Annotated in this window: 7 protein-coding genes; 5 read left to right on the forward strand and 2 right to left on the reverse strand. The window is 42.6% G+C overall.

Going from position 1 to position 8,581, the window contains the following annotated elements:
- The first annotated feature begins 337 nt into the window (after nucleotides 1-337).
- The 3 genes from nhaC to JUE95_RS09890 all read left to right on the forward strand — a co-directional run bounded on the left by nhaC (nucleotide 338) and on the right by JUE95_RS09890 (nucleotide 3,326).
- A complete protein-coding gene (gene nhaC / locus JUE95_RS09880; protein ID WP_203651131.1) occupies nucleotides 338-1,735 on the forward strand; it encodes a Na+/H+ antiporter NhaC in 1,398 nt (465 codons plus the stop codon).
- Between the two features lie 83 nt (nucleotides 1,736-1,818).
- Nucleotides 1,819-2,049 (forward strand): cytochrome b5 domain-containing protein, encoded by a 231-nt coding sequence (locus JUE95_RS09885; protein ID WP_203651133.1) that lies wholly within the window; start codon nucleotides 1,819-1,821, stop codon nucleotides 2,047-2,049.
- Nucleotides 2,050-2,198: 149 nt separating this feature from the next.
- Nucleotides 2,199-3,326, forward strand: a complete 1,128-nt coding sequence (locus JUE95_RS09890) for an AI-2E family transporter (protein WP_203651134.1) — start codon at nucleotides 2,199-2,201, stop codon at nucleotides 3,324-3,326.
- A 209-nt stretch (nucleotides 3,327-3,535) separates the two neighbouring features.
- Here the strand turns inward: JUE95_RS09890 and JUE95_RS09895 are convergent, their stop codons facing one another.
- Nucleotides 3,536-4,831 carry a threonine/serine exporter family protein gene (locus JUE95_RS09895; RefSeq protein ID WP_203651153.1) on the reverse strand — a complete coding sequence of 432 codons (1,296 nt, stop codon included), beginning with the start codon at nucleotides 4,829-4,831 and terminating at the stop codon, nucleotides 3,536-3,538.
- Between the two features lie 172 nt (nucleotides 4,832-5,003).
- Between JUE95_RS09895 and JUE95_RS09900 the strand changes: the two genes are divergently transcribed.
- Entirely contained in the window at nucleotides 5,004-5,591 is a 588-nt protein-coding gene (locus JUE95_RS09900) for a TetR/AcrR family transcriptional regulator C-terminal domain-containing protein (RefSeq protein ID WP_203651139.1), read from the forward strand.
- Here JUE95_RS09900 and yaaA read toward each other — a convergent pair.
- Nucleotides 5,588-6,343: a peroxide stress protein YaaA gene (gene yaaA / locus JUE95_RS09905; RefSeq protein ID WP_203651141.1), complete on the reverse strand. Its 756-nt coding sequence runs from the start codon at nucleotides 6,341-6,343 to the stop codon at nucleotides 5,588-5,590. The genes JUE95_RS09900 and yaaA overlap by 4 nt on opposite strands.
- A gap of 1,084 nt (nucleotides 6,344-7,427) precedes the next feature.
- Here yaaA and JUE95_RS09910 point away from each other — a divergent pair.
- A complete protein-coding gene (locus tag JUE95_RS09910) occupies nucleotides 7,428-8,081 on the forward strand; it encodes a matrixin family metalloprotease (protein WP_203651143.1) in 654 nt (217 codons plus the stop codon).
- The last annotated feature ends 500 nt before the right edge of the window (nucleotides 8,082-8,581 follow it).

Genomic DNA, 8,581 nt, shown 5'->3' on the forward strand with positions numbered 1-8,581 from the left:
TTAATGTCAGACTTACAATCAAGTAGCGCTTTATCTGAGTGTCAGGAAGTTGGCGGTTGCTGCGAGCCAATCAGGGTAAAGTTGACGAAATACGTAGACGTCGGCAATGGTTACCGCTAGAATCCATTATCTTCTGGTGAGTGGTGTACAGTGATGTACACAATTTGGGTGGTACCACGGTAGAGTCTGATCGTCCCTGTTGCAGTAAATGCAATGGGGGCGATTTTTTTTATTGAGGAGAAGGAATTGTGATGAGAACAACTAGCGGCGGGATGGTGCGATATTGATCGACCAGAAAAGATGCCATTAACAAACAACTAAAAGGGAGATCAACGTTATGCAAAAAATCAAACTGAGTTTAAGAGAAGCCATTATTATGTTAGTGATTATTTTAGCTATTATGGGAACTGGTGTCATCGGTTTTGGACTGTCACCACAGGTACCAGTCCTGTTAGCAATTACCGTGACCATTTTTTGGGCGAAATTCAAAGGCCTTTCATGGGATGACATCAATCACGGCATCAAAGACGGAATCGATAAAGGGATCATTCCAATCGTGATTTTTATTTTGATTGGGGCGATGATCAGTACTTGGATCGCTGCCGGAACTATTCCCACGCTGATGGTGATTGGGTTCAAAGCTATCAGTGCCCAGTGGTTTCTGCCAACCGTCTTTCTGGTTTGTTCATTAGTCGGAGCGGCGGTTGGCAGCTGCTTCACGGTGGTTTCCACCGTTGGAATTGCCTTCTTCGGTATCGGGGTTACCATGAACTTTAACCCAGCATTGGTCGCTGGGGCGGTTATTTCCGGCGGGGTCTTTGGTGATAAGTGCTCACCATTATCCGAAACCAACAACTTAGCTGCGGCCGTTGTGGATACGGATCTGTTCGATCACATGAAGACCATTCTATGGTCCACTGTTCCCGCAGCAGCCATTTCAACTGTTGTGTTTGCCCTTCTTGGTTTCGGCCATAACCATGCTGACTTTGCGAAAATTAATACCACGGTTACCGCTTTGTCACAGGATTTCCACATTTCCTGGGTGGCACTGATTCCAATTGTTTTGGTGTTTGTTTGTGCCGGCTTTAAGATGGCGGCTATTCCAACCATGTTGTTAAACGTGCTAGTTTCAGCCGTTATGATGTTTTTCAATAATCCCTCACTGAATATCACCAAGGCCAGCAACATTATTACTAACGGATTTGTGGCGAAAACTTCTAATGCCGAAGTTAACTTACTGCTGTCACGGGGCGGCATTGTCAGTATGATGCCCACTGTTGCCTTGATTGTTTTGACGCTGTCATTAGGTGGCCTGCTAGTAAACTTCGGTTTGGTCAGTGCTGTTATGACACCGTTGTCGGCTCACCTTAATTCCCACGGTAAGCTAGTTTCAGCTGCTTTAGCTGCCTGCATTGGTATCAACATTTTCGTTGGTGAGCAGTTTCTTTCCATCATTTTGCCAGGCCGATCATTTAAAAAGGCTTTCAACGATGGCGGTCTAGAAAGTTCCGCACTTGGTCGTACGCTGGAAGATGGCGGGACGGTGCTGAACTACCTGGTTCCTTGGGGCGTTGGCGGGGTCTTCATTGCCAACACGTTAGGCGTGCCAACCATGTCATACCTGCCATTCGTCTTCTTCAGCCTGCTTTGCCCAGTAATATCTTTGATCAGCGGTTTCACGGGTGTCGGTCTGCGCGTTATTTCAGGACGAGCAGAAGCTAAAGCTAAAGCTTAACAATTAAGCGCTGTCAATTTAACTGACTTTTCGGGTGATAAATGATAAACTTATGGTTAGATACAAGAAAGGACGGATGGCTCATGGGATTAAACTTAACCAAAGAAGAACTGAAGCAATATGATGGTAAGGATGGGCATAAGGCGTATGTTGCAATCGATGGCACGATTTATGATGTTACGGATGTAGACGCTTGGAAGAACGGCGAACATCATGGCAACGTCGCGGGTAAGGACCTGTCGGAGGTTATCACCACTGCACCGCATAAAAAGAGTGTACTGGCTAAATTGCCCGTTGTTGGTAAACTCGTTTAAAATAACATTATTTAACTCAAATAGCTTGGGAACCCTTCTGTTAAAGATCGGCTTCCCAAGCTATTTTTTGGATATTCAAAGAAAATTTGGTCTCATGGTTGAGTTAAGGTAAAATAAAAGTAATTAATTTTGCTTGTGGAGGCGTTCAAATGACCATATCCAAGAAATCGTTTATCTGGAGCAGTATCGTGGTTGCCTTTTTTCTAGCATGCCTCGTTTATCCAGGGCAGATTTTTGGGGCCATCGGTAAGCTGATTTCAGCACTGAACCCCTTGATTTTAGGTGGCGTTATGGCTTACGCGGTTAACTTACTGTCCCGTCAGCTGGAAAAGTGGCTGTGGCCGCATGCTGATCAGAAATGGGCTCAAGGGTTACGGCGCCCATTGGCAATCCTGTTTGCATTATTGATTATCGTGCTAGTCATTACCGGTGTCATGCGGTTAGTGATTCCGCAATTTATTGATGCCATCAACAGCTTCTTTAAGACTTTGCCAAGCACGGTGAATGATGTTACTCACTGGCTGAATCAGGTTGATCATGACCATACCATTAGTAAACGTATCACGGATGCCACGTCGTCATTTAACTGGCAGTCGATTGAATCTAAAGCGGCGAAGTATCTGACCGCGGGTGCTTCGGGAATCTTTAGTTCCACTGTATCAATTTTTAGCAATATTTTTTCTGGACTACTGAACTTTGTCTTAGCTTTCGTCTTTTCGATTTATTTGATCAGCGGTAAGGAAAAAATTGGCGGCTGGCTGAACCGGCTGATGGATGATTTTTTACCAGGCAAGTTCGTTTCAAAGACGCGCTATGTGCTGCACGTGACTGACAAGATGTTTTCTAGTTTTATCGCCGGACAGGTGCTGGAAGGCTTTATTCTAGGAACGTTATGTACCTTGGGCATGCTGGTGTTTCAATTTCCCGACGCACTATCAATCGGTGCGTTAGTTGGTATCAGTGCCTTGATTCCGATGATTGGGGCCTGGATCGGTGGGGTAGTTGGCTTTGTCCTCATTGCAGTGACGTCTCCAATTAAAGCCATCCTGTTTGTGATCTTCATCGTGGTTCTTCAGCAAATTGAAGGTAACCTCATTTACCCAAGGGTGGTGGGCGGTACCATTGGGCTGCCTGGGATCTTAGTGCTGGGCGCAATTACTGTCGGCAGCGGGCTTTCTGGAATCGTTGGCATGATGCTGGCGGTACCTGTAACCGCGACATTGTATCGGCTGATGCGGGATGCGACCTTAAAAAAAGAGGGCATTTTGAAAGAATAATTGCAAAGTAAAAGCATTAGGGCAATCTGGTGGATTGTGCTAGTGCTTTTTTCTATGGTTCTATGGTTCATTACTTTTATATAGCCTAATGGCGTTCCACAACTCAGATGCCTGCCATGTAAGCAAGTTAAAGGGGATAGTCTCAAGTTCAGGACTACCCCCTTTAACTTACTTACACTCTGGCATCTACCCGAGTTGTTCCACGTACTCTAATCAAAATGTCTCCATTCCTCATCCAGCAGGTATCTAGCAACAAATAGACCCAGTGGTAAGAATAGGATAATGAGTGCCGCTCTTGTCAGCCATAAAGCACCATTGCCAATTTCATTTAAACCAATGTAGTAGATTCCGCGATAAATGTAGAGCCCTGGAATCATGATAACAATGGAAGGAACGGTTAAGGAAATTCTTGGATAACCGTTAGTCCGGTTGATGATCGAGGCCAATAGCCCAGCTACCAGTGCACCGCAGAAGGCAGCGGCCGGTGCTGGAATCGTGTTGAAGTCAACTAATTCCAGCCGTAAAGTGTTGGCTACTGCACCAATTAGCCCTGAGGTGATCGCCAATTTCTGTGAGCTGTTAAACATCATAGAGAAACCGTACACCCCAAAGAAGCTGGCGGGTAACCGTAGGAATAACAGCCAGAACGGGCTTAAACCCAGAGGAGCAAAATTTTCTGGCTGAAAGTTAATGATTAAGGCGATCAGCCAGCCGCACAGTGTTGCGACGCTAGTGATCATAATGGCGTATGTCAGCCGTTCCAGTCCGGAACGCATATCGAGTTTTGATAAGTCCAGGAAACTCGTAATGAACGGGAAACCAGGAATCACGAATAGCATGGCGCCAATGTAGCCCGCTTCATGATTACCGGAGATCGGGTAGCCTAGTTGAAGCCCTTTAAAAACTAAGAAGTAGACCATTTCGGCAATCCCAACACTAACCGCGATGCCTGAAATGGTTGTCATTTTACGTTTACCCATTTCACCGCGGACCCAGTTACCAATACCAGCACCGATGAAGGTACAAAACATTTCAATCCAGCCGCCGCCCAGTAAAAAAATAAATGAAGCACAGGCAATGGCTGCAGCTAATCCCTTTATAATGGGGGAGTAGTGACCAGGTGTTTGTTGAATGTCATCTAGCTTGCGGTGCAGCTGTTTAATTGTTAACTGCGCGTATTTTTTATCAAACTGCTTAACAAATGTTTCTAGCACGAATAGTTTATCCGTGTTCACACCAGTATTCGGCAAAGCCAAGATTTGTGAGTAACTGTGACCCGCATCAAAGCAGGTGAAATTAATCGTTGTTAACCCAATATCAGCAGAGCAGGTTAGGTTCAGCACACGGGCGACGGTGTTCATCGCGTCTCTGACACGCCACGCCCCTGTACCGCAGGAAAGCATCATAATGCCGATCCGACCCACGACGGATGCGCGGGCCTTTACACGAGCCTGCTTGATTGGAGTGTCTTGGTTCGGGGCGAATTCCTTCCAGGGAATGGCCATATGATGCTGATCTGATGGAACAAATTTTTCAGATTGTTCTCCTTCTTCAGTCACCTTAATAAAACCTCCAAATAATTAAACTGTTTTTATTATAGCCTTCTGCCGGTAATTTTCACAAGGATACGATATTATGGTATCGTAGTATCGAGTGAGATTGAAGGGAGCGAAGGGCATGACGACCAAAGAAAAAATAATGGCAGCCACGAAACAGTTAGTTGTTTCGCAGCCGTTTGATAAAATCACAGTGACCACCATCATGGCGGTTACGGGTATGCGCCGGCAATCATTTTACGATCATTTTCGCGATAAGTACGATGTTTTGGCTGAAATCTATTCGACTGAAGTCAAGGCTGCAGTGAAGTATTGCGGTAATTACCAATTTTGGCCGCAGACTTTACTAGCGATGCTGACTTACTTCGATAATAACCGCACTTTTTATCAAAACGTCCTCAAACTGGATGTCCAAAACGCGCCGGAGGATGTGATTCTTGATCACCTGAAGACGATGGTTGGTCAGATTTTTACCAGTTTAGGTAAAATCGAAAAGATCAGTATTAACACCAGTTACTGTGAATTTTTGCAAAAGACGCTGGGCGGTACGCTATTTCTTTCATTAAAGGATTGGCTTTACCATCAGAATAATGTTGATCTGCGGCAGGAATACCAATATTTAAAGGCGTATCTAGAAGATGGTATCAACGGCTTTCTCCTACGCGCTAAGCGCATCGATCATTATCAGAAACGTACGGCAATCGCCTAGTGTTGGCGCTCGTTATTCACGAAAACCAGCTTATTATCGGTTGACCGGTCAGCATCAAAGTGCCAATCCGGATGATCGAAACGAGTGACAGATTTAATATCATGAATATCATTTTCAGCTAAATAACGCACCATTTCGCCACGGGCCATTTTGGCTAACGTGGCCTTCGTTTTTAATTTACCGTCGACTTCTGATCCGAAGACGACGCTCACTAGCCAATCATGCGGCTGCATGTATGGCGTGATGGTCTTAGCATACTCTTGTGAAGCGAGGTTGAGCACGGGGCCTTGGTCAAAGTGCAATGCCCGATACAAGCGGTCGCCCCAAAAATCGTAAAGGTTTTTGGCCCCCGCTACCCGAATAGCAGACTGCATTTCCAGTCGGTAGGGAACAACACCATCGAACGGTCGTAAAATACCGTAAAAACCTGATAAAATGCGCAAATTAGATTGAACGTAGGCTAGAGCCGGGGCAGTGAAAAGGTCTGGGGCCATGTATTGATACTGGATACCAGTATAACTAAGAATCGCTGGCGTAAGCTGCGCGTTTAAGTCCATTTTCTGCAGCCAGTCGTAGTTAGGACGGGCGAGCTTATCGCTGCAATGCCACATGGCCTTAGCTTTTTCGTAGTCTAACTTCCGCATTTCTTTGAGAATTTGACGCGTTTCTTCTATATATATGGGTGATCCTTGAGTATCAAAATCGTTAGTATTAACGATCATTTTTTTAGTTGGGGCAATAATGATCTGCATATGGACCTCCTGGAGATAAAAGTAAACTGCCTAAAATGGCTCTGTATCATAGCTTAATGGAGTTTTGCCAGAGATGCAATATAATTAGACTTGTCAATTTATTCAAGAAAAATAAAAAAATTGGGAAAAAAGTCTTGCACAATTGAATATTCGTATGTATAATGACTCTTGTCATAAAGATTTGAAACGAAAAATAAATAAAAATGCTCAGCACTAGAGATTCATTCTAGTGACACGACCCGGACAGGAGAGAGACCTGGCCGGGTTTTTGCGTTCTTTGGCAGTTTTTACTTACTTTTTGTTTCTCCTTAGCTAACCTTTTGGTTTGAATTTGTTCAAACTCCTCATGAGTTGATTCCCCCCAATCAACTTATTCTGATGATGAATCAGAGACCCCCAGTAATCTAAACGATTGCCAGTGAAATTATACAGTTTGTATAATTTAGGCACTGCATTTTATCAGTAAACCAGTAGTTGAAGATTTGTTGATGTCTCCTTCAAATCTCAGTGAACGCTAAGTCGTGATAAATCAGTGAAAAGGTAAGGATATTTCATTTCTAATTTAAAAAACGCCTACTAGTAAAATAGTAGGCGTTTTTTTGTAGTCAAATTGAAGGTGACTAAAGAGTAAAGAATAGGACATATAATATAATGTGTCTAAAAAATAAACATATTTTTGCTATTTTGTAAAAAAGATTGTCTTTTTTAAAATAAATTATGTGTAAATGAAACTGTTTACATTTGCATATAAAAAATGAAAATTATTGGTTGTGAAGCCCATCAAAATAGGATTAGAGATTTTGATCACTGCTGTTATAACGTTTTCACATTCTCATTTTCATAAACTATTTCTCATAAACTTGTAATGGCATTTGTGAAACCCTGATGGTATAGTCATTCAGTTGCGTTAGTTATTGGGGGTCAATAATTAACATTGGGAACAATGATTTAATTTTCATAAGCACCATGGTTTAGTAATTTTATGATGACAAACACGACTCTCTCGTGTGTTATTTTTGGAGAAATTTTAGAAAAAGCTGATAGTCGAGACACTCTATAACTTAAGGAGACTTATCAGTATAATATGAATAATCGTTTAATGGGTAGTTTATTAACATTTGTTGCCGTCGTTGCAGGTTTGAGTTTTGCTACACCAAGTCATGCCAGTGCTAAAATTGTCACTGACGCCGATGCTACAGAAGCCGTCAAATCTTCAGTTAGTTTGGGAACTGCTAAAGCTGACGGTGGCGCTGCTACTGGTTCAGCTAGTCTGACACCAGCTGCTAAGCGTTGGTCTACGACAACAATTACGTACAAGATCGCTGCCGGATCAAGTTATTACAAATCCGTTTGGAGTTCAGCCGTTAAGGTTTGGAACCGTAGCGGTGTTGTTCATCTAGTCCCTACTTCTGGCAAAGCTGATATTACGCTGTCCACAAGTAATTCACCAATGGGTAAGAATGACTCAACTGTTGGAATCACTTATTCATCTTATTACAACAACAAAACGATGAATAATTTGGCCGTTATGGCTAGTGCTAAATCTTATGTCTATAAAAATGTCGCCAACCATTATCACTATTCTAAAGGTGAACGAACCAATGTTGCTGAACACGAACTGGGCCACGCTTTAGGTTTGGAACATAACGTGGGCAAGCACAGTGTGATGTATTACGCCACGCGTGATCAATCCGTTTCAAAACCAGACGTTAATGGTTTGGTACACAGTTACCGTTAATACTAAAATCAGAATCTAAATTAGAAATGAAATATCCATTCCGGGGGGAATGGATATTTTTTTGCCTTTTTAAGAAAGAAAGGTCTATTACTGAGTTCTGAATAGTACATATTAATGAAATTGTCTAAAAAAAGAGCACTATTTTTGAAAATTTTTAAAAGGAAAACTTTTATTTAAAATAAATTAATTGTAATTGAAACTGTTTTCATTTTTGCAAAATGAGTTTTTATATTGTCTTTGAATCCTAATCAGCTGGGCTTAGTTGATTAAATGTCAAATATTACAGAATTTATCTGAAAACGGTTACATATACCTAACAGGAGTTTGCTGGCTATTGTATTCCCTAAACGCTGGTGCTATAGTCAATCTCGTTGCGTTGGTTATTGGGGGTCAATAATCAGCATGGGAACAATGATTCAATTTTCACAGTATCATGGTTTAGCAATTTTATGACAAACACGACTCTCTCTCGTGCGTAATCGTTTTGGAGAATTTTTAAG

The sequence above is a fragment of the Secundilactobacillus yichangensis genome (assembly GCF_016861565.1).
Lineage (GTDB): Bacteria > Bacillota > Bacilli > Lactobacillales > Lactobacillaceae > Secundilactobacillus > Secundilactobacillus yichangensis.

Bases quoted from the DNA above. Each gene is read 5' to 3' on its own strand.
- nhaC (WP_203651131.1), top strand. From the start codon at position 338: ATGCAAAAAATCAAACTGAGTTTAAGAGAAGCCATTATTATGTTAGTG.
- JUE95_RS09885 (WP_203651133.1), top strand. From the start codon at position 1,819: ATGGGATTAAACTTAACCAAAGAAGAACTGAAGCAATATGATGGTAAG.
- JUE95_RS09890 (WP_203651134.1), top strand. From the start codon at position 2,199: ATGACCATATCCAAGAAATCGTTTATCTGGAGCAGTATCGTGGTTGCC.
- JUE95_RS09895 (WP_203651153.1), bottom strand. From the start codon at position 4,831: ATGGCCATTCCCTGGAAGGAATTCGCCCCGAACCAAGACACTCCAATC.
- JUE95_RS09900 (WP_203651139.1), top strand. From the start codon at position 5,004: ATGACGACCAAAGAAAAAATAATGGCAGCCACGAAACAGTTAGTTGTT.
- yaaA (WP_203651141.1), bottom strand. From the start codon at position 6,343: ATGCAGATCATTATTGCCCCAACTAAAAAAATGATCGTTAATACTAAC.
- JUE95_RS09910 (WP_203651143.1), top strand. From the start codon at position 7,428: ATGAATAATCGTTTAATGGGTAGTTTATTAACATTTGTTGCCGTCGTT.